This is a genomic window from Acidobacteriota bacterium (assembly GCA_018001935.1).
GTDB lineage: Bacteria > Acidobacteriota > JAAYUB01 > JAAYUB01 > JAAYUB01 > JAGNHB01.
Genome location: JAGNHB010000022.1, coordinates 1 through 25,428 on the forward strand (window position 1 = coordinate 1; position 25,428 = coordinate 25,428).

The following is a 25,428-nucleotide window of genomic DNA, read 5'->3' on the forward strand; positions in this document are numbered from 1 at the left end:
GCGAGCCGTTCCGCCGCCCGGGCGGGCCGCTCCGGCCCTGGGGCCGCCCCAGCCCGGCCCTCCCACCCCCCCCCCCCCCCCCCACGCGCGCGCCTCGGCTCGGCGCGCGTACGCCGTACGCCGGGCGAGCCGAGCCCGGCGCTTCCATCCCCCTTCCCCCACCCCCACGCGCGCGCCTCGGCTCGGCGCGCGTACGCTCGGCGCGCGTACCCGGGCCTTGTCTCACTGCCCGCGAACCAGGCGGAAACCAAACGCTGAAGAACGTGTGTTGGGGCTGGCAACGTGCCGGTTCGCTGAACGGCACTCCTTGGCCGTGTTGGAGTAACAACCGCTCCGCGTCGCCCGGGACAACCCCGACGACGGCCCCCGGTAGTCCTCCGCCCACTCGACAGGGTAAACCGCAAGCCAGTCCCAGCACCACTCGTAGACGTTGCCATGCAAATCTTTAATATTCCATGCGTTAGGCTCCTTCAGCCCCACCGGGGACGTCGTGCCCTGGGTGTTCCCGCACCACCACGCGACCGTGCTCAGGGACGTCAGCGAGGGGTTGGGTGATAAGTTGTCGCAATTCCCGACGATGTAATTCGGTTCGTCCACGCAGAAAGGCCCCGTCGTCCCCGCCCGGCAGAAGTACTCCCACTCTCCTTCCGTCGGCAGGCGGTAGCCGTTCGCTTCCCAATGACAGAACACCGCGTCCGTCTCGTAGTTGAGCGAGGTGATCGGGGAGGTAAAAGCGGCATCGGCATAATAGCACCGGGTCAGACCGCGCTCCACCGACAGCAGGTTGGCGAACAGCACCGCGGCATACCAGGTGACGGTCTGTACCGGGTTCGACATCCCGGGGCTTCGCTGCACGTCGGACGGGTCGTCCGGCAGCGACGGCTGGACCGACTTCAGGTCCGCCCACATCTTCCGCGTCACCTCCGTTTCCATCACGGCCAGGCTCCGCGTCAGGGTGTGGGTGAATTGGGTTTCCATGTAGGAGTTCCTGCAGGGTTCTCCCACCGGGGAACCCTGCACGGCGTACTTCTTCGCCGGGACGAAGCGCAGGTTCCCCACCAGGGCGTCGGTCTCCAGGAGATCCCCGGCGGCGTACCGGGCCACCGGGATCCCCCTGTAGCTGCCCAGGCGGGTCAGGTCCGTCGACACCATGAAGAGGTCGCCGGCCAGTTCACCCGTCCCTTCCACCGAGAGCCAGGCGACTTCGTAGAACGGCGAGGGCAGCATCGCCTCCGGCGTGCTGTCCAGCCGGGCGCCGGGCGTCAGGGACACGGTGTACAGGCCCGCCGACTCGCCGGTCGGGTCGTAACCCCTCACTTTGACGGTAACAGGCTCCGCGGTGACGTTGAGCACCCGCAGGTTCGAGGTCCACGCCGATCCGCGTTTCACGAGAGGGAATAGCAGGTTCCGGGACCCCTTCGACGAGGCGCCGATCCCGTCGAAACGGAAGATGTTCCCGCCGGAACGACTCAGGTACAGCTCGAACCCCGCCAGCGGGGCGGCCGCCGTCGCATGCAAAGAAACAGCGTCGGGACGAGGCACCCCGTCGAAGACGTCCCAGATCTCCCGCGTCACCTGGGCGTTGGGCGGCAGGTAGATTTCCCCCTGGGCGACGGGGTCACCGGACGCGTTCAGCAGTTTCACCGAGGCGGGGACGCCGTCGGCACCCAGGTTGGAGAAGGTCACGCCGGTATAGAAGAGGGCATTGTCGGGAATTTCGTTGAAAAAGAGCTCGTGATCCGCCGCGGGGATTGTTCCCGGCAACGATTCGCCGGACCCCGTTCCGGGGCTGTCTGCTTGGGATGCTGCGGCCGGCCTGCCGTCGAAGGCCGTGAGCCCAGCCAGGCCGGGGTTTACCATGTTGCCGAAAAGCTCGAAGGCGACCAGGGGCTGCGTGGACGTCACCTTCACAAAACGGATCTGGGTCGGGTCGGACACTGCCGGGAAAACCTGGTTCACCAGGCGAACGTACTTGGCCCCGGAAGCGAGAACCCCATCGACGGTGCCGATGTGGCCGCCGTCTTCCCGGTAGGCATCCAGACGAAGCTGGGCCGGGGCGTCCCCGATGTTGACCAGGGTGATGCCGGTGTACCATTCACCCATGACCACGACGTACGGAAAGATCAGATCGATGAAACCCGCCGTTTCCATGGGCATGGCCACGTAGGCCAGGGAGTCCCGCGTCCCGAACTCCAGGACCCCCTGCAGCGGCGACAGGCTGTCCGCCGTCAGCCACATGTCCGGGGAAAGCGCTGCCGGGGAAAAGAGGGACGCCAGGTCCGCCGCGAAAAGCGACCCGGCCGGAAGGGACGCGAGGATCCTGGTTTCGAGCAAGGCCCCTTCGGCGTCGTAAAGTTTCAGGTTCACCGGGTGATTGGCGGCCCCGGCGTTGAGCAGGTTCACCCGGGTCCACCAGAGGTCGGAATGCGCCGCGTGCGCCGCGTAAAGGCCGTAGCGGACCGTCACCGTCGCCGGGGGGCTGTCCGTCACGCCGCAGGCACTGGATACCCGCACCCAGTAGGAGGCATCGGCGGTGAGGACCGGCGTGGTGTAAACCGGTGCGTCCATCGCCCCGGGAGCGGGTACCCGGGTATCCAGGCTGATACCCTGGTACCACTGGTAGTGGAGCGGTTCTGCGCCGCTCACCGTCACCGTCAACGAGGCGGTCTGCCCCTGCAGGATGGTTTTCCCGGCCGGTGGCGAGGTGATGACCGGGGCATCGGGCTCGGGGCAGGATCGCCAGAGGGCGAGGTGCCCGGAGTCCGCCGACCCGGCCCGGATGAACCACCCGCCGACGAAAAGGTCGTACCCCTTTGCGGCGAGGGCCTCCACATCGTGGTTTACCCCTTCTCGCAGAAGGGTCCACGAGTTGCCGTCCCAGTTGGCGATCCGGTTCACCGCGATCCCCCCCGCTTTCTGGACAGTGCCGCCCACATAGAGTCCCTTCGCGCTCCAGGCCAGGGCCCGCACGCGGCCGACGATTCCGGTTCCCAGGGCAGACCAGGCGCTGCCGTTCCATTTCGCGACCGCTGTCGTGATCTTTCCGCCCGCGGCGACGAAGAACCCTCCCGCGTAGACGTCGCTCCCGTTCACGGCGAGGGCCTCGACCCCGTTGTCCACCCCGCCGCCCAAGGCCGACCAGGCAGTCCCGTCCCACTTGGCGATTCGGCTCGCGGGCACCCCCCCGGCCTGGCTGAAATATCCCCCGACATAGACGGCGCCCCCGCCGGCGACGACGGTTTTCACGGAGTTGTTGGTCCCGCTGCCCAGGGCCGACCAGGCGGCGCCGTCCCACCGGGCGACGTGGTTCGCGCCGGCGCCGCCGGCCTCGGTGAACCACCCGCCCACGAAGAGGTCGCCCCCGCTCACGGCGAGGGCCAGCACGGTGTCGTTCACCCCACTGCCCAGGGGTGACCAGGCCGAACCATCCCATTTTGCGACGCGGTTCGCCTCGATACCGCCGGCCCGGGTGAAATCTCCACCGACGTAAACGGTGGTGCCGACCACGGCGATGGCGTAGACGGTACCATCCACCCCCTCCCCCAGGGCCGACCAGGCACTGCCGTCCCACCGGGCGACGCCCCCGGCGATCACCCCGCCGGCCCTCGTGAATCGGCCCCCGGCATAGACGTCGGTCCCGTCCGTAACCACCGCGTAGACGGTGGAGTTCACCCCCTGACCGGTGTTTTCCGGGCCCATGGGATGAAAGGTGGTCCCGTCGTACCGGGTGAGACTCTCCACCCCGACCCCCCCGGCCAGGGAGAACAACCCTCCGGCGTACAGGCTGCCCCCGCCGGCGGTCAGGGTCCACACCGGGGCGTTCATCCCGGTCCCCAGCGGTGACCAGGCGCCGCCGTCCCACTTCGCGATATAGCGGGCGTCAGCGCCCCCGGCGGTGTGAAACGTTCCCCCCGCAAAGACGTCGCTCCCGATGACCGCGATGGCGGTCACGTCCCCGTCCAGACCGGCCCCCAGGGGTGACCAGGCGCTCCCGTCCCACTTCGCGACCCGCGAGGCGCCACTCCCCCCGGCCGTCGTGAACAACCCGCCGGCATAGAGGTCGCCCCCGCTCACGGCGAGGGCTCTCACGCTCTTGTTCGCCCCTTTCCCCAAGGCCGACCACGAGCTCCCGTCCCACTTCGCGATGTGATTCACGCTTGTCCAGCTGGAGGAGGTGAAATCCCCCCCGGCGTACAGGTCGCCCCCGCTCACGGCGAGGGCGTACACGTCGGAACCCAACCCGCTCTTCAGGGTCGACCAGGCGGTTCCGTTCCACTTCGCGACATGATGCGCCGCCACGTAGCCGGCCTGGATGAATTCCCCACCGACATAGAGGTCGTTCCCACTCACGGCGAGAGCGTTCACCCGCCCGGTCACGCCGTTCGCCAGGGCTGACCAGCTCGTGCCGTCCCATTTCGCGACGCGGTTCACCGTGATGTCGCCGGCCGTCGTGAAATCCCCCCCGGCGTAGACGGTTCCCCCGCTCACCGCAATCGCCCGAACACTCCCGTTGAACCCGCTTCCCAATGCCGTCCACGTGCTGCCGTCCCATTTCGCGATCCCGTTCACCGTCAACCCGCCCAGGGCCGAGAAGTCCCCCCCGACGAAAATTTCGGTCCCGCTCACCACGACCACACTCACGTTGCAGAACGCGTTCCAGGCGAAGCCCCCGTCCCAGGATCCCGCGTCCGACGGGGCGAAGGCAACGGTTGCCGGGGCCCTCTCCGGGAAAGGACCGGGGTGTACCCCCCTGTGCGTGTGCGGGGCGACGACGGGGGGAAGCTCCGGAGCGGGAGATTCCCGCCCGGGGCTCGCTGGAGAGGGGCAGCTCCCCACGACGACAACGCCGAGGACGACCCACGCGAAGAAACTGCTTTTTCCCATGATTCAACCGCCCCTGTAGAGAATCTCCCGGAGACGTTCTTCCGACGGCTGCCCGTTTTCAACCGGGAAGGGATGAGACATCCATGCATTCCCCATGCCGGGCCCGCACGAAGACTCATAAATTCACTATATCACATTTTTTCGGTGTATCCGCCAAACGAGGCGCCGGGGCCCCGCGCACCCTGCGTCAGGCCGGGGCTTTCTCGTCCGGGAGCTGCTCCTCGGGGATGTGCACGGTCTCGGTGGTGACGTGGGTGTCGGTCCCGAGCCCGAAGTAGAGGTGGGCCGGGACCGAGTTGCGGAGCATGAAGCGGAAGAACCACAGCCGCAGGTTCCGGAGCCGGTCGATGGAGCTGACGATGAGGTTCTCCTGGCCGATCAGGACCAGCCACCGCCTCGGGTCCCCCGGCACCTTCACCTGGTGCAGCGCCTTGGCGGCGATGAGGGTTTGCCGCACGTCGAGGTTTTCCATGTACCCGTAACTGGCCTGAATGGCCGTCACCGACCCGCAAACCGGGTCGAAGAGGAAATTCCGGGCCTCGAAATGCTCCCGGTTCTTGACCCGCAGGAAGGGCACGTTTTCCTGGACCACGGTGAGGAAGATCACGTGCTTGGGGATGGCCCCGAGGCGGACCCAGAAAAGGTGGAGCACCGGCGGGATGCTGTCCTCCGGTGAGCTGATGGGCCGGGACGACATGACCACGATGGAACGGGGGATCTGCTGGATGGCGGGGTTTTTCTTCAGCTCGATCAACCGGGCCACGGACTCGCAGGCGGGGGCGATGGAAGCGTAGCGGCGGGCGATGTACTTCCGCCCCCAGTACCAGGTGGACATGATCAGGTAGATGATGGCGCCGACCTTGAGAGGGACCCAACCGCCATGGAGGACCTTCAGGCTCGCCGAGCTGAAGAAGAGCAGTTCGAGGAGGGCGAAGGCCCCGAAGACCGCGAGGGCCCTCCAGAGCCGCCACCCCCAGAGAAGGTGGGCGATGGCCGTCATGGAAACGGAGGTGACGAGCATGACCCCCGAGACGGCGAAACCGTAGGCCGCGGCCAGGTTGGAACTCGTCTGGAAGATCACCACCAGGAGCGACGAGGCCACCATCAGGGCCCAGTTGATGCCGCCGATGTAGATCTGCCCCTCGTGGGTGGCGCTGGTGTGGACAATGCGCAGGCGGGGGAAGAGGCCCATGGCGATGGCCTGCTGGGTCAGGGAGAAGGCGCCGGAGATCAGGGCCTGGGAGGCGATGATGGTGGCGAAGGTCGCCAGGGCCACCATGGGGACGAGCCCCCAGGACGGCACCAGGGCGTAGAAGATGTGCCCCGCCGGCGCCTCCCGCCCGCTCAGGACGTAGGCGCCCTGCCCCAGGTAGTTGAGCATGAGGGCGGGGTAGACGAGGGTGGTCCAGGTGATGCGGATGGGTCGCCGTCCGAAGTGGCCCATGTCCGCGAAGAGGGCCTCGCAGCCCGTCACCGCCAGCAGGACCGAGCCGAGGACCAGCATGGCGTGATGGAACCCGCCGTTCACGAGGAAATCCACGGCGTACAGGGGGTTGAAGGCCGCCAGGATGCCGGGGTGCTGGAGGACCTGGTTGATCCCCAGGAGGGACAGCGCGGCGAACCACACCAGCAGGACCGGGCCGAAGATCCGGCCCACCTGGGCGGTGCCTCGCCGCTGGATGGCGAACAGGCCCACCAGGATGCCCACCGTGATGGGCACGATGTAGGGCTGGAAGGCGCCGGTCACGATCTTCAGCCCCTCCACCGCCGACAGCACCGAGATGGCGGGGGTGATGATCCCCTCGCCGTACAGGAGCCCGGCGGCCAGGATCAGGGCGGGCGAGAGGTACTTCAGCAGGCGGCTCCCCCCCTGGCGCAACAGGCCTAGCAGGGCGAAGGTGCCGCCCTCCCCCTGGTTGTCGGCGCGCAGGACCAGGAGGATGTACTTCACCCCCACGGACAGGGTCAGGATCCAGAGGATGAGGCTGGTGGCCCCCAGCGCACTGGCGGCGTCGACGGCGGACGCCTTCTGACCGTGGAACACCTCGGAGACCGTGTAGAGCGGGCTCGTGCCGATGTCGCCGTAGACCACCCCCAGGGCGGAGAGGCAGAGGGCGAACAAGCCGGCCTTCCGGGCCTCCGAGAGCGTGGCCGGCGCACCCGGCGGCGGGGGCCCGGGGGGGGGCGCCGGTCCCGCGGTTGATCGTTCTTGCGAGTGGGGTGAAGTTGCTGCCAAAGCGGTTTCCTCACTCATGATCGGCGCGCGTGCCCGGAGAGGGTGTTTTCATGCCGGCACCGCCGGTTCCACGGTCTTCTCGTCGAGATACACCCCGTGCGCGCGCCGGTAGCGGTAGATGTCACAGACGGAACAGGGGACGTCATCCCGGGGGTTCGCCTTTCCGAGGACCATCTGTTTCGCGTACACATAGTCTTCGTTCGCCAGCGCCTTTTCCAGTCCCGATTCGAAGACGTTTACCGCGAAGAAGTCGCAATTGCAAGGACAACCCAGGAGCCTTCCGTCCCAGTTGATCTGAGGTTCGTTCCACAGGTTCTCGCACACCGCGAGGTGCCGCTTCCCGTAGTCGCGTTGGGCCTCCTCCCATTCCGCCACCGAGGAATAACCCATCTCCCGGATGCCCCACCCCACACAGACCGGGCAGCGCAGCTGGCAGATCGAGGAAGCACAGAGCCTCACCTTGGAAACGGACACCTGATGTCTCCTTTTTCCCCTTCCTCCGTCCGCCCCTCCCACGGACAAACGCTTTCTACCCCATTTCGAGGGAAACATCAACCCAAACAAAGGGAGGTGGATTCCCGAGCGCTCTTGTGGAATAATCCGGTCGCGGCGGCGGGGCGCGTCGGGCCCCCGGGCGGGCCCCCGGCGGCCCGGGCGGAGGGCGGCGCGGAAATCCCGGCCGCGGAGGTGTCTTGAGATGTCCAAGCCTTACATCATCCTGCAGGACCTCAGCGTGCGGCGCCTCGAGGACAAGGTCTGCGAGGCCGTCGGGAAAGGGTACCGCCCCCTGGGCGGGGTCGCCGCCATCGAGGCGAAGCTGCGCGACTCCACGGGCATCGAGGAACCCAAGGCCGTCGTCTTCCTCCAGGCCATGGTCTTCGCGCCCGCGCGGGAGTGACCCGCCGACGGGCGAGCCTCGCCATCGCCTCCGCGGCGGGCGTGGAGGGGGCCGGCGCAGCGCCATTGCCTGCGCGGCTGCACCCCACGGATGCGCGACGGGGCGTCAGCCCTCCGCCTGAGCGTCGCAGAGGGCCAGGCCACCGGCGGAGGTCTCCCGGTAGAGGCTGGGGATGTCCCGGCCGGTGCGCCGGAGGGTCTCCACCACCTCGTCGAAACTGATGCGGTGCCGGCCGTCGGAGAGGATGGCGTAGACGTTGTGGTCCAGGGCCCGGGCGGCGGCGAAGGCGTTGCGCTCGATGCAGGGGATCTGCACCAGCCCGGCCACCGGGTCGCAGGTGAGCCCCAGGTGGTGCTCCAGGCCCATCTCGGCGGAATACTCGATCTGGAAGACCGTGCCGCCGAAGAGTTGGGTGGTGGCGGCGGACGCCATGGCGCACGCGGTGCCCACCTCCCCCTGGCACCCCACCTCGGCCCCGGAGATGGAGGCGTTCCGCTTGACCACGTTCCCGATGAGCCCCGCCGTGGCCAGGGCCCGCAGGATCTTTTCGTCCCCGAAGCCGTGCTCGGTGCTCAGGTAGTGCAGGACCGCCGGCAGCACGCCGCACGACCCGCAGGTGGGGGCCGTGACGATCCGCCCGCCCCCGGCGTTCTCCTCGCTCACGGCCAGGGCGTAGGAGAACAGGAGGGCCCGGTTGCGCAGGGTCCCCGAGAACCCTGAGGCGCGTACGTGGTAGCTGGACGCTTTCCGCGGCAGGTTCAGGACCCCGGGCAGGACGCCCTCGTTGTCGATGCCCCGCTGCACCGATTCCCGCATGGCCTGCCAGACCGCCGCCAGGTGGTCCCACAGGTCCGGCGCCTCGAACTCCCGCACGCACTCCCAGAAGGAGCGCCCGTGGGCGTTGCACCAGTGCAGGACCTCCCCCAGGTCGGCGAAGGGGTACACCCGGTCGCTCTCGGCGGGGCCGCGGTCGTCCGTCACGGCGCCGCCCCCCACGCTGTAGGCGGTCCACTCGCCCAAGGGGGCGCCGTCCGTCCCGAAGGCGGAGAACGTCAGGGCGTTGGGGTGGCGGGGGAGGACGGTGTCCGGCTTCCACTCGATCCCGAAGTCCTTCCCGCGGAAGACGTCGTTGAGGACCCGGTCCGTGAGGTGTCCCTTCCCGGTGGCGGCCAGGCTGCCGTAGAGGACCACCCGGTAGCGCTCCGCCGCGGGGACGCGCGCCAGGAACTGCTCCGCCGCGGCGCGGGGGCCCATGGTGTGGCTGCTGGACGGCCCGTATCCGATGCGGTACAGCTCGCGGAGGCTCTCCATCCCGGGAGGGGGTTGTGCGGGGTTCGGGGTTTGACTCATGGGCCAACCATAACCGCATTCCGGCGCGATGTAAAGGGTTTTCCCCTCCGGATCCCGTCCGCGGTTCGGCGACGGACGCCCGGGGTGAACCGGCGACCCCTCCGGGGTCGTGCCCCCGGCACGGTTCGTCGATCGTACCGATGCCCGATATCGAACCCGCTGATATTCAAGGAGCCCAGAGGATGTTCAACGGAACCGCCCAGAGCCGGTCTCCGAAAGGGCCAGGTATCGGGTCAGAGAAGTGTGAGGGAGGCCCGTGTCGCGACCCACATCGGCCATATTCAGCAGGCCGGAGGTCCGGGCGGCCAGGATACCCAGGAGGTTGGGCAGGCTGCGAAGAGCGTCCACGCGGGCCAGGTCCCGAACATCCCGTTGCAGGATGGTGGAGAGACAGGATGCAAACCAGGCAGCGCGCCGGTTCTCATCCCGGCGTCGGACGGCTTCCGGGTAACCGCCGCGGGTCAGACGAGCCGTCAGGTTCTCCTCAACGCGAAGGGGTTCCACAGGATCGAGAGTGCCGCGGAAAAGTCGGGGAATGAAACCTTCGACCACGCCGTCGAGTTCGCCGGCCGAAAAGGGGTAAAGGGGCAGTATCTCCATCCTGCCGACCAGGAATTCGGCGAGCCGGGGGAGTGTCATGACGTTGGCGGAACCGGTGAGCAGGAAGCGGCCCGGCCGGCGGTCCTGATCCACGGCGAGCTTGATGGCGGTGAAGAGGTCGGGGGCCTTCTGGACTTCATCCAGGACCCCAGATCATGGTGATATTTCAACCAGTCGATGGTGATTTTACAAGGCCAAAGCGCAGGCGAATCCACCCCCCTGCCGACGGCCAAGGATTTCCTCACCGTCAAGCCGCCCTGCCGATGGCCGAAACGGATCATCCGTTATTTCTTTTCACGCCTCGACGCCTGTTCATCTGTCAGCGTTTTCTTCCGTTTTTATTGGGATCAGCCGAAACCTGGCCCCCGTGTTCTACGGTCCGCTGCGGATCGGCCATACACCGTACTCGTAATCTTTGAGCGCAGTCCAGGCCTCACCGTTTGACAGGTTGATGAGCCACGATTCGCTGATCGAGGACGACGAATACGACCAATAGTACAATCCCACACCCGTGAAGGCCCGCGGGGTTTCCATTCTGACCGCTTCCGTACCGCTGGTCAGCGCCTGCATTTCCAGGAGCGTCGGAACCCGCCAATCGCCTGCGACGGAACCATCCGTCAACTCCGCCAGGGGATCTGCCGCGCTCAAGAGGCTGGTCAGGCTGTTGGCGTCACACCATGATTGCAGCGCGAGAAAACCAGCCTCTTTCAGCCAGACCAGACACTTTCCTTTGCCGCTCATCACGTCGGAACCCAGCAGGTCGGTCACGGTGCCGTCGCCGTTGTCGCACCAGCGGGTTCCCACGAGCGTCCCGCTGCAGGTGCAACCGCCGCCGCTGTACGTCCCCGCCACGCCGAAGATCGTCACCCCGTTCCGGATGTTCCCACCCGTCAGGTCCGCGTCGCCGGCCACCGTCCCGAGCCCGTCGTGGTACCCGGCCGGGATGGTCTGGGCGGCCACCCCCGGCGTGATCGCCACGGCCCCGTTGTCCGGCATGGTCCCGGACCATATGCCCCAGCCGGCCGGGCTGGTGCTGAAGTACTTCCGGCCGGACAGGACCTCCGTCTCCGCCACCGTGACCTGGTCCAGCAGCGCCCGCATGTCCGAGTAGATCTGCAGCAGCGTTTTCATTGTGCCGCCCGGCCCGGCGGCCGGTTCCTGGAAAGGGGCGGGCGGTGCCGGCAGCGTCCCGGACATCAGGTAGTCATACAGTTCCTGCAGCGTCGGCATGTGGCCGGCGGTCGTGTTCGGCGGACCGGGGGAATCCGGGTCCCCCGCCTGAACCGTGAAACACGCCAGGGTGAGGATGCAACACCAGATCGCGGTCCGTCTCATTTTCGCCTCCTGAACGAAGCAACTGCGCACCGTGCCTGCAATAATGATCCGATGATAGACCAGAAAAAGAAGCAGGACAAGACAAAAGGGGAAACGCCCGTTGCGGATCGGGGCACGCCGCCGAAAAAAGCCGTCGCTTCCGACGCATTCAACGGCGACCGATCGGAGGCCTCCCGCGGGCGGCATTCGTGGTCGACCAAAGACAAAAAGGCTTCCGATGTCTCGGAAGCCTTGATTTTTGGTACGCCCGGCAGGATTTGAACCTGCGACCTACGGATTCGTAGTCCGGCGCTCTATCCAGCTGAGCTACGGGCGCACGAATGTGTCTATATACACCTTTCTGCGTCGGAGGTCAAGTGAAAAAGACATGGCCGGGACGGAGCGGCAGGAAAAGGGAGAGCCCGAGCACCGCCAACGGTGCTTTGAGGGTTCGGCGGCCGAGCGAAAACCGGGGAACGAGCGGAAAAACGTTCCCGTCCTTGGGTTTAGCCATCGCACGGGGAGCGATGGTCCTTCTCGGTTTCGGCGGCTGCGCGAAAGCCGCGCATCACACGGCAAGGTGTTTACGGCCTTGGGTCGAGCCCTCACCCGGGGGGGATGGGACTGTTTCCACCCGGTGCTTTCCGCGCGGCCCTCAGACCGGGGACGCGGCGGGGGGGGCGCCGTTCCCCGGGACCGACGCGAAGGTCAGGGCGTCGCCGTCGAGACCCACTTCCACCCGGGTGTTCGGGGGGACGTCCCCCGCCACCAGGCGGCGGGCTAACTCCGACTCCAGTTGCTTCTGCAGGAAGCGCTTGAGAGGCCGGGCGCCGTAGACCGGGTCGTAGGCCTTGCGGGCGATCCAGGCCCGCGCCTCGGCGGACAGCGACAGGGTCACGAAGCGGTCGACGAGCCGGCGACGCAGCGCCTCCACCTGCAGGTCCACGATCTTCTCGATGTCGTCCGGCGTGAGCGGCCGGAACAGGACGGTCTCGTCCACCCGGTTGAGGAACTCGGGGCGGAAGGTCCGGCGCAGCTCCGCCATCACCGCTTCCCGCACGGGCTCCGGGAGGCTCCCGTCGCGGCCCAGGCTCTTCGTGATCCGATCGCTCCCGGTGTTGGAGGTCATGATGACCACCGTGTTCTTGAAGTCCACGGTCCGGCCCCGGGCGTCGGTGAGCCGACCGTCGTCGAGGATCTGGAGCAGGGCGTTGAAGACGTCGGGGTGGGCCTTCTCGATCTCGTCGAACAGCACCACGGCGTAGGGCTTGCGACGGACGGCCTCCGTGAGCTGCCCGCCCTCGTCGTAGCCGACGTAGCCCGGGGGGGCGCCGATGAGCTTCGCCACGCTGTGCTTCTCCATGTACTCGGACATGTCGATGCGCACCATGTTTTCCTCGGCGTCGAAGAGGGCCTCGGAGAGCGCCTTGGCCAGCTCCGTCTTCCCGACGCCCGTGGGGCCGAGGAAGATGAAGGAACCGATGGGGCGCCGCGGGTCCTTCAGGCCCGAGCGGGCCCGCAGGACGGACTCGCACACGGCGTCCACCGCCTCGTCCTGGCCGATCACCCTGCGGTGGAGGATCTCCGCCAGCCGGAGGAGTTTCTCCCGCTCGCCCTCCACCAGCCGGGTCACGGGGATCCCCGTCCACCGGGCCACGATCTCGGCGATCTCCTCGTCGGTGACCTCCTCCTTGAGCAACCGGGCCCCCTGCTGCTTCCCGGCGAGGTGCGACTCCGCGTCGGCCAGCGCCCGCTCCAGCTCCCGCAAGCGGCCGTACTTGAGCTCGGCGGCGCGGTTGAGCTCGTACTGACGCTCCGCCCGGGCGATGTCCTGGCGGGTGGTCTCGATGTCCTCGCGGAGCTTCCGCAGGTGCCGGATCTCCTCCTTCTCGGCGTCGAGCTGGGCCTTGAGGGCCGCAAACCGTTCCTTCAACTCCGCCAGCTCGGCCCGCAGGGCGTCCAGGCGCTGCTTCGACGCCGCGTCCTTCTCCTTCTTCAGGGCTTCGTTCTCGATCTCCAGCTGCATGATGCGCCGGGAGATCTCGTCCAGCTCGGCGGGCATGGAGTCGATCTCCGTCCGAATGGTGGCGGCCGCCTCGTCCACCAGGTCGATGGCCTTGTCGGGCAGGAAGCGGTCGGCGATGTAGCGGTTGCTCAGGACCGCCGCCGACACGATGGCGCCGTCGGTAATGCGGACCCCGTGGTGCACCTCGAACTTCTCCTTGAGGCCGCGGAGGATGGAGACGGTGTCCTCCACCGTGGGCGGCTCCACCAGCACCGGCTGGAAGCGGCGCTCCAGGGCCGGGTCCTTCTCCATGTGTTTGCGGTACTCGTCGAGGGTTGTGGCGCCGACGCAGTGGAGTTCCCCGCGGGCCAGCATGGGCTTGAGCAGGTTGCCGGCGTCCATGGCTCCCTCCACCTTCCCGGCCCCCACGATGGTGTGGATCTCGTCGATGAAAAGGAGGATGCGCCCCTCAGACTCCTGGATCTCCTTGAGGACGGCCTTGAGGCGCTCCTCGAACTCGCCCCGGTACTTGGCCCCGGCGATGAGGGCCCCCATGTCCAGGGCGAAGATGGTCTTGTCCCGGAGGCCCTCGGGGACGTCCTGGCGGCAGATCCGCTGGGCCAGGCCCTCCACGATGGCGGTCTTGCCGACGCCGGGCTCGCCGATGAGCACCGGGTTGTTCTTGGTCCGCCGGCTCAGGATGCGCACCACGCGACGGATCTCGTCGTCACGGCCGATGACGGGGTCCAGCTTGCCCCGGGCCGCGTCCCGGACCAGGTCCCGGCCGTAGCGCTCGAGGGCGTCGTAGGTGGCCTCGGGGTTCTCGGAGGTCACGCGCTGGGAGCCCCGGATGTCCTGCAGGTTGGCCATGAGGCGTTCGCGGTTGAAGCCGAACTCCCGGAAGAGGGTGTTGGCGGGAGAGGGCGTCCGGTCGTCCAGGAGGGCGAGGAGGACGTGCTCCACCGAGGCGAAGTCGTCCTTCATCTTCGCGGCCGTGGCCAGGGACTCCTGCAGGATGCGCGCCAGACGGGCGGAGACATAGACCTGGTCGGGCCCGCCGGTCCCCGAGACCCGGGGCATGCGGTCGATCTCCCCCTCCAGGCGCTCGGTGAACTCGGGGACCGGGACGCCCATCTTCGCCAGCAGGCGGGGGAAGAGGCCTTCCTCCTGCCGGAGGAAGGCGAGGAGGAGGTGCTCGGCCACGATGGCGGGGTGGCCCTTTCGAAGAGCGGTCGCGTGGGCCGTTTCCAGGGCCTCCCTGACTTTAACGGTGAACTTGTTCAGATCCATCGCTCACTCCTTTCGGTGCGCACCCCCTGAAAAAAAGCCCGAATCGGCGGGGATTCGGGCTCGGGGGATTCCGTTGCCGCCCCCGCCGGAGCGAAGGCGGGCGGTTGGGTGTTTCAGCCGATCTTGATCTCCACCTGCTTGGGCTTGCTCTCGTCCTTCTTGGCCAGGGTCAGCGTGAGGACGCCGTCCCGGTACTTGGCCACAATCTTGTCCAGGTTCACGGACTGGGGGACCTGGAAGCTGCGGGAGAAGGCCCCGTAGGCGCACTCCACGCGGTGGTAGTTGTCGACGCTCTCGGACTGCTCGAACTTGCGCTCCCCGTGGACGGTCATGACGCCGTTCTCCACCGTGACGTGGATGTCCTCCTGCTTCATGCCGGGGATGTCCAGGCGGACGACGATCTCGTCCTTGCGCTCGTTCACGTCCATGCGGGGGTACCAGGCGCAGGCCACGCTCCCCTCGTCGTCGTAAGCGCGCCCGGTCTCGACGGGCCGGCCGAAGTAGCGCTCGAACTCCCGGAACATCTTCTGAAAAGGATCGTACTTGCGGATTTCCATGGTTTTTACCTCCTTCTCAAAAATCCGACAATTTCTTAGCATGCCGCGTGCCAAAACGCCAACAGCCGCTATCCAACTGAATATTAAAGCTTTGTGTCAAAGCGGCTCGCCGGGGGTGTGGGGCGTTTTTCCCCACCCCGAAGGGCGATGGCACTCTGCGCTTTTGCGGCTGCGTTCCTGCCAGTAGAGTGTCGATCCCGGTTGCCTTCCGAAGCCACTTTTACCGGGCGGAGTCAAGGGAGGAGCGTAGTTTCTTCACCGGAACATCGTTGCCGGATCGCGCAAGATCGTGCGGACGATCGCTCGAAACGTCCGCCGGTAGCATGATTTGTGGCCCATGCCGTTTTCCCTTGCGAGCTTGGCGCCTTGGCGAGAGCCGCTCCGGATCCGGGTCTCGCAAAGGCGCCAGGCTCGCCAGGAAGAACGATTTGCTCCCGCCGCCTTCGGGGCGGGTTTGCCCCTGCGATGCGACGTCTTGTCCCCGGGGCGGCGATCGTCAAACTTGACGCCCCCGCAAAAAGTCTTTTATGCCCGCGAATCACGCGAATGAACGCGAATCAGAAATCAACAATCAACAGATATTATTCGTGTTATAAATTCGCGTATATTCGTGTTATTCGCGGGAAATCTCCCTTTCGCGACTTTTTGCGGGGTCATCAGGTATGGAAGGCGGGGCGAAGACGGCCGCTTGCTTGCGTGCGCGACGCTGACGGGGGAGCCCGGAAACGGCGTCGGCGCCCGGGGACGGGCGCCGACGGGGTCCGAAGCGGGAGAGAGGCTGTTCCGTCGCGCTCACTCCGTGGGCGTGGGCTGGATCACGGTGTAGGTGAAGGTGAAGACCCAGGGCATCCGGACGGGGACCGGCTTTCCGTGCAGGAGGGCGGGCTTGAACATCCAGCGCTCCTTGATCTGGGCCGTGACGGTCTCGGTGAGGGCCGGCGTGATCTCGTTGCGGGCCATGACGTCGGTGGCCCGGCCGTCCTTCCCGATGGTGATGAGGACGTTCATCTTCCCGCTGATTCCGGTGCCGATGACTTCCGGGGGAATCTCGAACTGGGGGGTCCGGACGGGCTTGGGGGGCGTCATCCCCGCCTCGTTCACGTCGTAGACTTTCTCCGCGACCACCGCGGGCTCCTGGGGGGCGCGGATATCCACCATCTCGAGGCCCCGGTACTGGGTGACCTCGGGGGTGATGCACGGGCAGTTGAGGAACACCACTTCCGCCGGGTTGAAGCCGTGGGCGTCGATGTGGTTCAGGGTGCGCAGGACGACGTCCATCTTGTTGATCTGAGAGCCCACCATGGAGCGGTGCAGGGGCGACACGGCCTTGTACTGCAGGGCGGCCTCGGCCCGCAGGTTCCCCAGGCGCGCGATCTCGGAGCGGACGAAATCGGGGTTCCTGAGTTGATCCGCGGTGTAGAGCGGCATCTGGAAGGAGGCCGCGCCGACGGCCGCCGTGGCCGTCAGGGCCAGGATGAGTATCATCAACAAATGGCGAAACGGTTGTTTCATAACCAGGCTCCTTGTTGAAATTCCTCCTTCATTATACCTGCCATTCAAGCGAATGCAAGAAGTTGAACGAAAAAAGCACAATTTTTGTTGGGGACCCCTTTCGCTTGATTCCCTCCCCGGGCCAATATACAATGCCCCGCTCCGGGCGGCCGCGCCCGGAAATCCCCTTGGCCGCGCCTTCCCGGGCTCCCGGTGGGCCGCCCCGCGACAGAATGCTGCTGCAACTGGAAAACATCGCCCGACACTTTCCCGAGATCGACCTCTTCGAAGGGGTCTGCCTTCAGGTCAACGACGGGGACCGCCTCGGTCTCGTCGGGCCCAACGGCTCGGGCAAGAGCCAGCTCCTCGGCATCATGGCGGGGACCGTGGCGCCGGACGCCGGGCGGGTGAACCTCCGGTCCCGCCTCCGGGTCGGCAAACTGGACCAGGAAGTCCGCGTCGATGCCGGCCGGGCGCTCTTCGACGAGACCCTGGAGGTCTTCCGCCCCCTGATGGACCTGGAGGTGGAGATCGCCCGGCTGGAGCACGAGATCTCGGATCACCACGAGAGCGACCGCCTGGACGGCAGCCTCCGCCGGTACAGCGACGCCAAGGAGCGCTACGAGCGGGAAGGCGGGTACAGTTACCGGAGCCGCACCGAGGCCGTGCTGCTGGGCATCGGGTTTGCCCGGGCCGAGCTGGACCAGCCCTGCGCCTTCCTGAGCGGCGGCCAGCTCAACCGGCTCGGCCTGGCCCGCCTCCTCCTGGAGGGCGCCGACCTCCTCCTCCTGGACGAGCCCACCAACCACCTGGACCTCAAGGCCGTCCGCTGGCTCGAGGAGTACCTCCAGGCGTGGGACCGGGCCTACGTGGTGGTCTCCCACGACCGCTACTTCCTCGACCGGGTCTGCCGGGGCATCTGGGAGATCGCCAACCGGCGGGTCAACACCTACGTCGGCAACTACACCCGTTTCCAGGCCGACCGCGTCAAGCGGCTCGAACAACAGCGGAAGGAGTACGAGTCCCAGGCGGAGTTCATCCAGAAGACCCAGGACTTCATCCGCCGGAACATCTACGGACAGAAGACGAAGCAGGCCCAAAGCCGGCGGCGGATGCTGGAGAAGCTCGAGCGGGTGGAGCGGCCCACCGAGGACGCCCGGCGGATCCGGCTGAACCTGTCGGACGTCAGCCGCAGCTCCGACACGGTCCTGGTCCTGGAGAACCTGGTGCTCGGCTACGACGCCCCCCTGGTCGAGGTCCCCCTCGAACTCACCGTCACCCGGGGCGACCGGATCGGGATCCTCGGCGAGAACGGCACCGGCAAGACCACCCTCTTCCGGGCCCTGCTGGGCCAGATCCCCCCCCTGGGCGGGTCGTACCGGTGGGGGCGCAACGTGTCCATCGGGTACTTCGACCAGAAGATGGAGACCCTGTCAGCCTCCCCCATCCAGGAGATCCGCACCCTCGACCCCCTCGCCCAGGAGGGAGACATCCGAAACTTCCTCGCCCGCTTCGGGTTCTGGGACGACGACGTCTTCAAGCCGCTCTCCGCGCTCAGCGGCGGCGAGAAGAACCGCCTGCTGCTGGCGCGGCTCATCTACGCCCGCCACAACGTGCTCATCCTGGACGAGCCCACCAACCACCTCGACATCGCCTCGCGCGAGGAACTCGAGGCCGCCCTCGACGCCTTCCCCGGCACCCTACTGGTCATCTCCCACGACCGCTACTTCCTGGACCGGATCGTCAACCGGATCCTCAGCGTCCACGACGGGACCGCCGACTTCCACTTCGGGAACTACTCCGAGTGGGAGGCGTGGGAGAGCCGGCGGTCCGCGGCGCGGGAGGCCGCGGCGGAGGCGGCGCGGGCCGTCCCCGAACGCACCCCGGAGCGGCCGCGGGACGGGGCGGGCGGGGACGGCCGCCCCGAGGGCCTCTCCAAGAACGAGCGCTTCCGTCTCGAGGCGCAAATGGCAGAGGTCGAAACGGAAATCGCCCAGATGGAAGCCCGCCTGTCGGAGATCGAGCGGACGTTGCAGGACCCCTCCCCGGGCATGGCCTCCGACGCCTTCGCCCGCCTCGGCCAGGAGCACGCCGACACCGCCGCCCGCCTCGCGGGGCTCTACGGCCGGTGGGAAGAACTCGGCAGCCGGCTCGAGCCCTGAGCCACGGGACGCGCAGAGACGGAAGGGACCGGGAACCGCGGACTACGCGGGAAAAAGCACAGGGATCACGAAGAACACGGATGGACACGGATCATCCGGATTCTCCAGAAAAAAAAGGCGGTCTCTACCTCTCGCCAAGACACAGAGCCGCCAGGCCTCGCAAGGCTGGAACCGGAAAAGGGAATCCCTTTGCGAGGCTTTGCATCCTGGCGTCTTTGCGAGAGACCTTTCTCGCTACGCTTTCGGTGTCCCCTGGGGTGTGTCGGGGTGCAGCGGCAGGGTGAAGCGGATCTCGGCGCCGCCGCCTTCGCGGGGGAGGGCTTCGATGCGCCCGCCGGCGGCTTCCACCACCCGCCGGCAGAGGGTCAGGCCCAGCCCCACGCCCGATCGGCCCGGGGTGCGGCTCCGGTCGCCCCGGAAGAAGGGCTCGAAAACCCTTTCGCGGTCCGCTTCCGGGATCCCTTCGCCCCGGTCCCGGACGGCGACGGCCACCCCCGCCGGCCCCGGCTCGACGGCGATCTCGACGGGGGACCCCTCGGGGGAATAACGCGCGGCGTTGTCCAGGAGGTTGTCCAGGACGCGCCGCAGAAAGCGGGCGTCCCCGAAAGGCTTCGGCAGCGGGCCGGGGGTGTCCACCGCCAGGGGGTGGCCGGGCCAGGTTTCCTTGAACCGCGCGGCGGCGGCCTCGACCAGGGACGCCAGGTCCACCGCTTCGTGCGCCAGGGCCTGCGCGGCGGCGCCTCCACCGGCGGCGAGGTCGAGACGGGTCAGGGCCAGGATGTGCTCCACCAACCCCTCCAGCTCGGCCAGGTCCGTCTCGATGCCCGGCAGGCGGGCCCGCACGGCCTCGCCGTCCGCCTCGTCCTCCCCGCACAACTCCAGGGCCACCCGGATCCTCGCCAGCGGGGTACGGACCTCGTGGGAGAGGTTGGCGAGGAGTTCCTTCTCGGACCGCACCAGGCCCGCCACCCGGTCCGCCATCTCGTCGAAGGCCCCGGCCAGGCGGCCGATCTCGTCGCAGCGCTTCAGGGCCGCCCGCACCCGGAGGTCGCCGTCGCCGAAGGCCTTCGCCGTCCGCGTGAGCCGTTCCAGCGGGCGGATGAAGGTCCGGGCGAAGAGCCAGGGCATGACCGCCAGGAGAACAAAGACGACGGCGACGGTCCAGAAGTGCCGCTTGATCCCGCCGTGCTCCTCCCAGCGCAGCACCGTCCAGACCCGGCGGCCGTCCGCGAGAAGCAGGGGCAGGACACTCTGCCGGAAGGGGAAATCCCGGGAGGGAAGCGTTTCGATCCGCCGCGGGTCGAGGCGCCCGGGCGCCCGGGGCCCCGACGCCGCCAGGAGCGCCCCCTGGGCGTCGTACACCGCGATGTCCACGTTGAGGACGGCCCCGATCTCCTCCACGTGCGCCTTCAGACCGGCCGCTTCGCCGGGCCCCCGCTGCAGGGCCCGGCTGAGGACGCCGGCCAACCGGTCGGGGGCGCCGATCCAGGGCGGGGTCTTCCCCACCAGGTGCGCGACGACGCCGCCCGCCACGGCCACGGCCAGGAGGAGCCCCAGCCCGTAGAAGTAGAACTTCCAGAAGAGCGTGTGGCGGGGAAGGCGGAAACGGCGGCTCACTCCCCTTCCCCCTCGGCCAGAAACAGGTAGCCCGCCCCGCGGACGGTCCGGATGAGGCGGGGCTGGTGGGGGTCGTCGCCCAGTTTCCTCCGCAGGCGGGAGACGTGGACGTCGACCGAGCGGTCGAAGGCCTCCTCCCCGCCGCCGGCGAGGTCCAGGAGGCGCTCCCGGGTGAGGACCCGCCCGGCGTTCTCCGCCAGGGCGTACAGGAGGTGGAACTCGTGGGCGGTGAGGTCGAGGCGTTCCCCGCCCCGGTTCGCCGACAGCGCCGCGGGGTCCAGGGTCAGGGCCCCGCGGGTGAGGACCGTCCGGCGGGGACCCGCCTGACCGCGGGCCCTTCGGACCACCGACCGGACCCGGGCCAGGAGTTCGCGGGGGGAAAAGGGTTTGGGGACGTAGTCGTCGGCCCCCGTCTCCAGGCCAAGGACCCGGTCGGCCTCCTCGCCCCGGGCCGTGATCATGATAATGGGGACGTCCTTGTGCTCCCGAATGGCCCGGCACACGCCGAGGCCGTCCCGGCGCGGCAGCATGACGTCCAGCAGGACCACGTCGAAGGGGAAGCGGAGCGCCTCGTCGAGGCCCCGCTCGCCGTCGAAGGCGAGCGAGACCGCGACATGGTGGCGCTCCAGGTATTCCCGGGTGAGGTCGGCCAGCCGCCGGTCGTCCTCCACCAGGAGGAGCCGGATGATCGGGTCGGTGGTCATGCCCCGATCCTAGCACCCGCTCAGTGGGCGGTCAAGTGCTCTTCCGCGAGGGCAACCAACTGGTTTCGCTGGGCCGGGGTGAGGATGTCGTGGAGCTTGAGGACGGCGTCCGCAATCTCGTGGGCGAAGGCGACCTTCTTCGCCGCCGCCTGGTCGATCATCGCGTGGACATTGGTCATATCCGGCCGCTCCCTCTTGAACTCCGCCAGGAATCGAGCATGGTTCGCCTGGCATTCCTGGTGCAGGGCGCCGGCCCTGGTCAGCATCTCGTCCTTGAGGGCGTGGACCCGCTCGCGCTGCTGCGGGGTGGCCTCGATCTTGTCGAGAACGTCGTCCACGATCCAGGTCGCGACCTGGCGGATCCGCTCGGGGTTGTGCATCAGCCCCTTGCCGTGCCCCATGCAGCCCGAGAGCATCGGGCGGGCGGCCACGGCCGCCACCAGGGCCAGGGCGGCGAGGGCCACGCCGACGGTGATGAACGTTTTGACTCCGGTTTTCATGACAGCCTCCAGGGTTTGAATTTCGGCCGGATTCATCTCCAGCCATGCTCAGGATACGACCCCGGGGTTGCGCTTCAATGTCGGCGGTGTGAAGAAGTGTTAAGCGGATGACTGTAGTGTATAGGCTGTTAGGCTGAAGGCTGTTAGGCTGAAGGCTGTTAGGCTGAAGGTTCGGAGGCATTCCCATCGGTATCGGTATCGGTATCGGTATCGGAATCGGTATCGCAATCGCAATCGCAGTCGCAATCGCAGTCGCAGCAGCGCAGCGGTCGCAGTCGCAGTCGCAGCCGAAACCGCGGCCGAAGCCGGGAACGGCGGCCCCCTTGGCGACGGCGGCCCGCAACCCTCGATCTTCTCCCTTCCCAGTGGGCGGTGGCACTTTTTTCGGGGATGTCGCCTTTCGGAGCAAGCCTGGAGGTGACCCCGGCTCCCGCCGCCTTCGGGGCGGGAGCAAAGCGTTCTTCTCTACGGTTGACGTCCCCCGCAAAAAGTGTTTCGTGGCTCTTTCCTCTTGCGAGGCTTGGCGGCTTGGCCACATCGCGTGAGGCAATGAGCGCGTCTTTTGTTTCTGTGGGGGATGTGAGGTGCGATTGCGATTGCGACTGCGATTACGACTGCGACTGCGACTGCGACTGCGATTCCGATACCGATACCGATACCGATACCGATACCGATTGGAATACCTCCGAACCTTCAGCCTAACAGCCTTCAGCCTAACAGCCTAACAACCTTCCCCCTACCCCGTGACGGCGAAGACTTCCTCGTAGGTGGTGGCGCCCTCCAGCATCTTGAGGACGGCGATCTCCCGAAGGGAGACCAGGCCATCCGCGCGCGCGGCCTCCTGGAGCGCCCGGAGGGTGACGGGCCCTCCCAGGACCTGCTTGACCCGGTCCGACATGTCCATGACCTCGAAGATGCCCGTCCGACCCCGGTAGCCGGTCCCGCGGCACTCGTTGCACCCGTCGCCCGACCAGACCCGGTAGTGCTTGCCGGGGAGCTGGAGGTAGGCGATCTCCTGGTCGGACAGCGCGCTCTCCCGCTTGCAGTTGGGGCAGATCCTCCGCACGAGGCGCTGGGCCACGACGCCCACCATGGTGGCGGCGAGCAGGAAGGGGGGGACGTTCAGGTCAAGGAGGCGGATCAGCGACGACGGCGCGTCGTTGGTGTGCAGGGTGGAGAGCACGAGGTGGCCGGTCATGGCCGCCTGGATGGCGTGGTCCGCCGTCTCCTTGTCCCGGATCTCGCCCACCATGACGATGTCCGGGTCCTGGCGGAGGATGGTGGGAAGGATGTTGGCGAAGAGGATTCCCACCCCCTGCTGCACCTGGACCTGGTTGAACTCCTCCATCACCATCTCGATGGGCTCCTCCACCGTGACGATGTTGACCTCCGGGGAGGCCAGGAGTTTCAGCGAGGAGTAAAGGGTGGTGGTCTTGCCCGACCCGGTGGGCCCGGTGACGAGGATGATGCCGTTGGGCCGCTGGACGAAGCCGCTGTAGAGCTGGTACTCGCGGGGGTAGAACCCGAGCTGGTCCAGGTCCTGCATGAGGATGTCGGGGTCGAAGATGCGGATCACCGCCTTCTCCCCGAAGGCCACGGGCATGGTGGAGACGCGGAGTTCGATGTCCTTCCCCTGGTAGGTGGTCTTGAAGCGCCCGTCCTGGGGGCGGCGCTTCTCGCCGATGTCCATGCGGGAGACGATCTTGACCCGGGAGATGATGGGGGCGTGGAGGGCCTTGGGCACCGAGTGGATCTCGTGGAGCACGCCGTCGATGCGCAGCCGGACCACCGTCCGCTCCCGCTTGGGCTCGATGTGGATGTCGCTGGCGCGCTGGTCGAAGGCATAGTGGAGCAGGTACTCGCAGGCGGCGGCGATGTGCTGGTCGGTGGCCTCGATCTCGGCCGACCCCTTCATCTTGAGGTACTGCTCCAGGTTCCCCAGGTCGGTGGCCAGGGTCCGTTCCACCTCGGCGGCCTTGACGGAGGCCCGGAACCCGTAGAACTCCCGGACGATCTTGACGATGTCCGATTTCGACCCCAGCACCAGGCGGGTCCGGATCCCCCTCGCGTGCTCCAGGGTCCGCAGGGCCTCGTCGATGAACGGGTCCACCGCGGCCAGGGTCACGATGGTGCCGTGCTCCTCCACCGGGACCACCAGGTGCTTCAGGGCGAAGGGGCGCGGGATGTTCTTGGTGACCAGGTCGAGGTCCAGCTTGAGGGGGTCGAGCTTCATGTAGGGGATCCCGAGGTGGCAGGCCAGGGCCTCGGTGATCATGTCCTCGGTGAGGATGCGCCCGTTGCTGTCGGGGATCTCCAGGTTGAAGGAGGAGATCACCTCCGCCGGGGAGACGAAGGCGGCCGGCTGGTGCGTCTTCCGCGAGGCGGCGCTCTCCTGGAGCTTCATGAGCCGGGCCCACTGGGTCTGACCCTCGGCGAGGACGTCCCGGAGCTGGTCCTCGGAGATCAGGTTCAGTTTCCGGATGATGCGCGCCACGCTCTCGATGGTGATGGGTTCCTTGCTCTTCATGCCTCGCTCCACAGGCCCACTTTTCCGGGTTCCACCGGCCGGGGGGCTCCCCCGGTCCTTCCCTCACCGTCCCCTTCGGCCCTCGGGGTGCCGGCCCGACCCCGGGCCTTCCGCCGCGGCGCCGGCCACGTCGCGGTAGATTCGATCCAGCGCGGCCATCATCCCCTCGACGGTGAAGTGGGTCTCGACGCGCCGACGGGCGTTGGCGCCCATCTGCCGCATCCGGTCGGGAGTCCCGAGGAGGGCCGTCACGGCGTCGGCCAACTCGCCGGGCTCGTTGGGCGGCACGACGACCCCCGTCTCCCCGTGGAGGTTGACCCAGGAGGTCCCGGTGCCCACCTCGGTGGTGACGCAGGGGAGGCCGCACGCCATGGCCTCCAGCAGCACGAGCCCGAAGGCTTCGGCCCGGGAGCCGGAGGGAAGCACGAAGAGGTCGGCGGCCCGGTACCAGTCCGCCAGCGCCTCGTCGGGGGCCCGCCCGGCGAAGCGGATACGGCCGGCGGCGGGCGACCGCGCCGCCAGGACTTCCCACGCGCCCCGCATGGGGCCCTCGCCCACGGCGACGAAGGCGGCCCGGGTCGGGATGCGGGGCATGGCCTCGATGAGGGTCTCCAGGCTCTTGTAGTAGCGCAGGACCCCCACGAACAGCAGCAGGGGCCCCTCCTCCGGCAGGCCCAGGCGCCGGCGGGCCGCACGTTTCTCACCGGCGTCCGGGACGGCGAAGGGGCCGAGGTCCACGGCGAAGGGCACCACCGCGCACCGGTCCCGGCAGCCGTCCAGGGCCGGGTTGTCCATCATGGGAGGGCTGCTCACCAGGATGCGGTCCATGCCGCGCAGGACCCGCTTCATCAGCGGGCGGTACAGGCGCAGGATGCCCTTCTGGCGGACGATGTCGCAGTGGAAGGTCATGACGGCCCGGGGGGAGGGCCGGTGCCAGAGCCAGGCCACCTCGCCCGGCGGGTGCGGGAAGTGGAGGTGGGCGAGGTCGGCCTTCAACCGGCCCGCCTGGCGGAAGAAGGCGGGGCTGATGGGGGTGGAGGCGAGGGTGCCCCACCGCTTCGCCCGGATCACGCGGACGCCGTCCTCCATGGTGTCGGAGGTCTTCATTCCCTTCCGCTGGGCCACCAGGACCGTGACGTCGTGCCCCGCGGCGGCCTGGGCCCGGGCCAGCAGGCCCACGTAGTTCTCGATCCCGCCCCGGACGGGGTGGTAATCCTTGTAAAGGTGCAGGATACGCAGCTTATCTTCCATAGCCAGATCGAGCCGGCGCCTGAACAGGGTAAAAAGCGCGCC

General features: G+C 67.7%; 17 protein-coding genes and 1 tRNA gene. 3 read left to right on the top strand and 15 right to left on the bottom strand.

Annotated elements, in window-relative coordinates:
- Nucleotides 1-222 precede the first annotated feature (222 nt).
- From KA419_10225 to KA419_10235, 3 genes are all read right to left on the bottom strand, one after another.
- Nucleotides 223-4,884: an SUMF1/EgtB/PvdO family nonheme iron enzyme gene (locus KA419_10225; GenBank protein ID MBP7866315.1), complete on the bottom strand. Its 4,662-nt coding sequence runs from the start codon at nucleotides 4,882-4,884 to the stop codon at nucleotides 223-225.
- A gap of 187 nt (nucleotides 4,885-5,071) precedes the next feature.
- Nucleotides 5,072-7,006, bottom strand: coding sequence for a KUP/HAK/KT family potassium transporter (locus KA419_10230; GenBank protein ID MBP7866316.1), 1,935 nt, complete (start codon nucleotides 7,004-7,006; stop codon nucleotides 5,072-5,074).
- 162 nt (nucleotides 7,007-7,168) lie between these two features.
- On the bottom strand, nucleotides 7,169-7,594 hold the full coding sequence (locus KA419_10235) for a hypothetical protein (protein ID MBP7866317.1): 426 nt from the start codon (nucleotides 7,592-7,594) through the stop codon (nucleotides 7,169-7,171).
- A gap of 223 nt (nucleotides 7,595-7,817) precedes the next feature.
- Here KA419_10235 and KA419_10240 point away from each other — a divergent pair, with 223 nt between their 5' ends.
- Entirely contained in the window at nucleotides 7,818-8,018 is a 201-nt protein-coding gene (locus KA419_10240) for a hypothetical protein (protein ID MBP7866318.1), read from the top strand.
- 105 nt (nucleotides 8,019-8,123) lie between these two features.
- Here KA419_10240 and KA419_10245 read toward each other — a convergent pair whose 3' ends face one another.
- The 3 genes from KA419_10245 to KA419_10255 all read right to left on the bottom strand — a co-directional run bounded on the left by KA419_10245 (nucleotide 8,124) and on the right by KA419_10255 (nucleotide 11,303).
- Nucleotides 8,124-9,329: an L-serine ammonia-lyase gene (locus KA419_10245; protein MBP7866319.1), complete on the bottom strand. Its 1,206-nt coding sequence runs from the start codon at nucleotides 9,327-9,329 to the stop codon at nucleotides 8,124-8,126.
- Nucleotides 9,330-9,554: 225 nt separating this feature from the next.
- Complete coding sequence (locus KA419_10250) at nucleotides 9,555-10,112, bottom strand: ATP-binding protein (GenBank protein ID MBP7866320.1); 558 nt, start codon at nucleotides 10,110-10,112, stop codon at nucleotides 9,555-9,557.
- Nucleotides 10,113-10,340: 228 nt separating this feature from the next.
- Entirely contained in the window at nucleotides 10,341-11,303 is a 963-nt protein-coding gene (locus KA419_10255; protein ID MBP7866321.1) for a hypothetical protein, read from the bottom strand.
- Nucleotides 11,304-11,354: 51 nt separating this feature from the next.
- Here KA419_10255 and KA419_10260 point away from each other — a divergent pair, with 51 nt between their 5' ends.
- Entirely contained in the window at nucleotides 11,355-11,564 is a 210-nt protein-coding gene (locus KA419_10260) for a hypothetical protein (GenBank protein ID MBP7866322.1), read from the top strand.
- Here the strand turns inward: KA419_10260 and KA419_10265 are convergent.
- The 4 genes from KA419_10265 to KA419_10280 form a co-directional block, all read right to left on the bottom strand.
- Nucleotides 11,543-11,619 (bottom strand) — tRNA-Arg (locus KA419_10265). The genes KA419_10260 and KA419_10265 overlap by 22 nt on opposite strands.
- 318 nt (nucleotides 11,620-11,937) lie before the next feature.
- Nucleotides 11,938-14,577, bottom strand: coding sequence for an ATP-dependent chaperone ClpB (gene clpB / locus KA419_10270; GenBank protein MBP7866323.1), 2,640 nt, complete (start codon nucleotides 14,575-14,577; stop codon nucleotides 11,938-11,940).
- Nucleotides 14,578-14,690: 113 nt separating this feature from the next.
- Nucleotides 14,691-15,134, bottom strand: coding sequence for an Hsp20 family protein (locus KA419_10275; protein MBP7866324.1), 444 nt, complete (start codon nucleotides 15,132-15,134; stop codon nucleotides 14,691-14,693).
- A 792-nt stretch (nucleotides 15,135-15,926) separates the two neighbouring features.
- Entirely contained in the window at nucleotides 15,927-16,646 is a 720-nt protein-coding gene (locus tag KA419_10280) for an energy transducer TonB (GenBank protein MBP7866325.1), read from the bottom strand.
- 212 nt (nucleotides 16,647-16,858) lie between these two features.
- Here KA419_10280 and KA419_10285 point away from each other — a divergent pair, with 212 nt between their 5' ends.
- Nucleotides 16,859-18,787, top strand: coding sequence for an ABC-F family ATP-binding cassette domain-containing protein (locus tag KA419_10285; protein MBP7866326.1), 1,929 nt, complete (start codon nucleotides 16,859-16,861; stop codon nucleotides 18,785-18,787).
- 234 nt (nucleotides 18,788-19,021) lie between these two features.
- Here the strand turns inward: KA419_10285 and KA419_10290 are convergent, their stop codons facing one another.
- From KA419_10290 to KA419_10310, 5 genes are all read right to left on the bottom strand, one after another.
- The gene (locus tag KA419_10290; GenBank protein MBP7866327.1) at nucleotides 19,022-20,404 is read right to left on the bottom strand and encodes a HAMP domain-containing histidine kinase; all 1,383 of its coding nucleotides are present in this window, start codon (nucleotides 20,402-20,404) and stop codon (nucleotides 19,022-19,024) included.
- Nucleotides 20,401-21,108 carry a response regulator transcription factor gene (locus KA419_10295; GenBank protein MBP7866328.1) on the bottom strand — a complete coding sequence of 236 codons (708 nt, stop codon included), beginning with the start codon at nucleotides 21,106-21,108 and terminating at the stop codon, nucleotides 20,401-20,403. The genes KA419_10290 and KA419_10295 overlap by 4 nt, the downstream gene beginning before the upstream one ends.
- Before the next feature lie 20 nt (nucleotides 21,109-21,128).
- Nucleotides 21,129-21,608, bottom strand: a complete 480-nt coding sequence (locus tag KA419_10300) for a Spy/CpxP family protein refolding chaperone (GenBank protein ID MBP7866329.1) — start codon at nucleotides 21,606-21,608, stop codon at nucleotides 21,129-21,131.
- Between the two features lie 736 nt (nucleotides 21,609-22,344).
- The gene (locus tag KA419_10305; GenBank protein ID MBP7866330.1) at nucleotides 22,345-24,135 is read right to left on the bottom strand and encodes a type II/IV secretion system protein; all 1,791 of its coding nucleotides are present in this window, start codon (nucleotides 24,133-24,135) and stop codon (nucleotides 22,345-22,347) included.
- 63 nt (nucleotides 24,136-24,198) lie between these two features.
- The gene (locus tag KA419_10310; GenBank protein ID MBP7866331.1) at nucleotides 24,199-25,386 is read right to left on the bottom strand and encodes a glycosyltransferase; all 1,188 of its coding nucleotides are present in this window, start codon (nucleotides 25,384-25,386) and stop codon (nucleotides 24,199-24,201) included.
- Between the last annotated feature and the right edge of the window lie 42 nt (nucleotides 25,387-25,428).

Coding starts and splice junctions, on each gene's coding strand:
- KA419_10245 (MBP7866319.1), bottom strand. CDS start 9,329: ATGGAGAGCCTCCGCGAGCTGTACCGCATCGGATACGGGCCGTCCAGC.
- KA419_10285 (MBP7866326.1), top strand. CDS start 16,859: ATGCTGCTGCAACTGGAAAACATCGCCCGACACTTTCCCGAGATCGAC.
- clpB (MBP7866323.1), bottom strand. CDS start 14,577: ATGGATCTGAACAAGTTCACCGTTAAAGTCAGGGAGGCCCTGGAAACG.
- KA419_10255 (MBP7866321.1), bottom strand. CDS start 11,303: ATGAGACGGACCGCGATCTGGTGTTGCATCCTCACCCTGGCGTGTTTC.
- KA419_10260 (MBP7866322.1), top strand. CDS start 11,355: ATGATAGACCAGAAAAAGAAGCAGGACAAGACAAAAGGGGAAACGCCC.
- KA419_10305 (MBP7866330.1), bottom strand. CDS start 24,135: ATGAAGAGCAAGGAACCCATCACCATCGAGAGCGTGGCGCGCATCATC.
- KA419_10225 (MBP7866315.1), bottom strand. CDS start 4,884: ATGGGAAAAAGCAGTTTCTTCGCGTGGGTCGTCCTCGGCGTTGTCGTC.
- KA419_10280 (MBP7866325.1), bottom strand. CDS start 16,646: ATGAAACAACCGTTTCGCCATTTGTTGATGATACTCATCCTGGCCCTG.
- KA419_10240 (MBP7866318.1), top strand. CDS start 7,818: ATGTCCAAGCCTTACATCATCCTGCAGGACCTCAGCGTGCGGCGCCTC.
- KA419_10300 (MBP7866329.1), bottom strand. CDS start 21,608: ATGAAAACCGGAGTCAAAACGTTCATCACCGTCGGCGTGGCCCTCGCC.
- KA419_10310 (MBP7866331.1), bottom strand. CDS start 25,386: ATGGAAGATAAGCTGCGTATCCTGCACCTTTACAAGGATTACCACCCC.
- KA419_10275 (MBP7866324.1), bottom strand. CDS start 15,134: ATGGAAATCCGCAAGTACGATCCTTTTCAGAAGATGTTCCGGGAGTTC.
- KA419_10295 (MBP7866328.1), bottom strand. CDS start 21,108: ATGACCACCGACCCGATCATCCGGCTCCTCCTGGTGGAGGACGACCGG.